The organism is Limosilactobacillus coleohominis (assembly GCF_016901675.1).
Classification (GTDB): domain Bacteria; phylum Bacillota; class Bacilli; order Lactobacillales; family Lactobacillaceae; genus Limosilactobacillus; species Limosilactobacillus intestinavium.
This window is the reverse complement of record NZ_JACJKU010000120.1, coordinates 1-2,449: the sequence shown is the minus strand read 5'-3', so window position 1 is coordinate 2,449 and position 2,449 is coordinate 1. Positions and strand designations below refer to the sequence as shown.

Annotated in this window: 2 protein-coding genes; one reads left to right on the top strand and one right to left on the bottom strand. The window is 38.6% G+C overall.

Translation table 11 applies throughout. From position 1 onward, the window contains the following. Positions 1-126: 126 nt before the first annotated feature. Positions 127-1,545: a C69 family dipeptidase gene (locus H5975_RS07830; protein ID WP_204785571.1), complete on the bottom strand. Its 1,419-nt coding sequence runs from the start codon at positions 1,543-1,545 to the stop codon at positions 127-129. A 131-nt stretch (positions 1,546-1,676) separates the two neighbouring features. Here H5975_RS07830 and H5975_RS07825 point away from each other — a divergent pair, with 131 nt between their 5' ends. Further along, positions 1,677-2,288 carry a LysE/ArgO family amino acid transporter gene (locus tag H5975_RS07825; protein ID WP_178660723.1) on the top strand — a complete coding sequence of 204 codons (612 nt, stop codon included), beginning with the start codon at positions 1,677-1,679 and terminating at the stop codon, positions 2,286-2,288. Positions 2,289-2,449 lie beyond the last annotated feature (161 nt).

Here is a 2,449-nt window from a genome sequence, read left to right as displayed (position 1 = left end):
CGATTTCATTGTAACAGAGGTTTACCTCTGTTTTTTTGTTTAAAACACAAAAATGGCATTGGTATAGAGATGAAAAATCTCTAACCAACACCATTTGGTGTAGAACCGATTAATTGGTTTACAACTTTATAAATTAGGGTCCATCTTGTAGTTGATCTTAGAAAGCTCAGTTCCCTTTGTGAGAAGTTTGAAAATTAACTCACGGGTCTTATTATTACAATATTGAGCAATTTCATGGTTTTGCGATGTTAGGTAGTCCGTTAAATCTTGACCAGATTTTTGTGTGGCAACCACGTCTGCTTCGTGAATTTTACGCCTGGTCCATGAGTGCATTTCTTTAATGAAGTCTTGATCATCATTGTAGAACTCGCCAAGATGAGATTCGACGATTTCTGCTAATGCTTCATCAAGCCAGAAGGCATGATCAAAGTCCATTTTCTTTGGTAATTTACTGTAGCTATCATCAGTATCTGTAGCGTTTCCGAAGAATGGAACGTAAGCTGAAAAACCAGGAATTCCAAAAGCAATCCACAGAATAGCTTGCGTGCCAGTATCGTGAGGACGAACTTGGAGAATATGTGATTGAGCGGTACGGCATAGACCGATTGAACGGTAACGACGCATGTCATCAGGATCGCCTTCACCAACAGGGTTATACTTAGTTTCATTAAAGTGTGATCCTAGAAGGTATTCAATATCTTCAACAGAAATTTTTCTTTCTGCTTTACGAATGAAAGGCATGTCACTATCTTCTGGGTGCTGATTAGCAGCGCTATTTGGACTTAGGTAACGTTGAGCAAACCAAACACGAGGGGTGTTGTAATGACGGTCTAGTTTAGTGCTAGTTCCAAAAATATGACGGAAGTTCCATTGGTCTAAGTCAGGATTAAGATCATGTTCAGTTACAAAGTCACGGATTCCATCAGACCACATGTAGTTATCGGGATCCTTAAAGTCAACTTTTTCAATCATAATTTGATTAGGAGCGACTGCATAGCAATCGTCTGGGATACGAACAGCGACCCATTGATGACCGGTAGCAATTTCCATGTACCAAACTTCATTTTGATCGATAAATTGGACACCGTTACCTTCCGCGGCACCATAAGTAGCTACTAATTTACCAAGGTATTCAACTCCTTCACGTGCTGAATGGATATAAGGTAAAACTAAAGTAGTCATTGAATCTTCAGCCAAACCATTTTTTACAAATGGATCATAAGCCAGAACTCGACCATTGGCGTAGACACTTTCCGTGGCACTTTCACCGACATTGGCTTCGTTAAAACCATCCTCTTCATTGGGGCCTGCAGACTGGTCTAATGATGGAGTGGCGCTATAGCGCATTGCGTTTTCTGGAAGTGGCACAGTAAGTTTATTGTAAGGTGAAACATAGGTTTCGTGACGGCCGGTCACAGCAGGGTGAACTAAAAACTTTTTTGGTTCAATGGCTTTCACCCGGTCTTCGTTTCTTGAAATAAAGGTAGAACCATCCATTGAGGCTTTTTTACCTACCATAATTGACGTACATGCTGAATTCCGCATAATATCATCCTCCTTATACTTATTATAATATCTTTTAATCATTAAGTAGCGATAAGTAATGATAGAATATGGCGGAAAAGGACAAATCGGGTTAATAGTATATTAAAATAGGTGGTGAATGAGGTGATGTTATGGCATATTTACAGGGACTATTAATTGGTCTGGCATTTGTAGCACCAATTGGGATGCAGAATATATATGTTTTCAATAATGGCCTGTCTTATAAGCTATCAAGAGCGTTGTTGTATACGTTTTTTGTTTGGATTTTCGATGCCTTATTCTGTTTTGCTGCCTTCTATGGAATCGGAGCATTAATTAGTAAAAATCACTTTGTAAAAATTGTTATCATGATTCTAGGTGGCGCCTTAACTGTATATATAGGTTATGGCATTATCAGATCAGCTAATCAGCGTGCGATTACAAGCGAAGATAATAAAATCAGTGTGAAACAAGCTATTTTACAAGCCATTGTGGTTAGTTGGGCCAATCCGCAAGCATTGATTGATGGCACGATGATGTTAGGAGCAAGCCGTGGGACCCTGACCACAGCTGAGAGTATTTTTTTCATTATTGGAGTAATTACATCATCTTTTATTTGGGATATGGGGATGACTAGTGCTTTTAATATATTGCGTCATCGAATGCCCGGAAAGATTCTCACAGGGATTAACTTAGTGAGTGGGTTGATAGTCTTTGGCTATGGTATTTTTTTGATTGTTAATGGAATTCAACAGGTTATGTAACATTAAAGTTTCACGTGAAACACGCGTTGAATAATTTAAATCGATCGGTAATAAGGGGCTGTGACATAAGTCCCCAATAATAAACGGAGTTGGATGAAATCTTCGGATTTCATTCAGCTCCGTTTTCCTTTAAAATATAGATACATTGATAAAAGAAAAAG

Excerpts from the sequence above, each read along its gene's own strand:
- H5975_RS07830 (WP_204785571.1), bottom strand. The coding sequence starts at position 1,545 with ATGCGGAATTCAGCATGTACGTCAATTATGGTAGGTAAAAAAGCCTCA.
- H5975_RS07825 (WP_178660723.1), top strand. The coding sequence starts at position 1,677 with ATGGCATATTTACAGGGACTATTAATTGGTCTGGCATTTGTAGCACCA.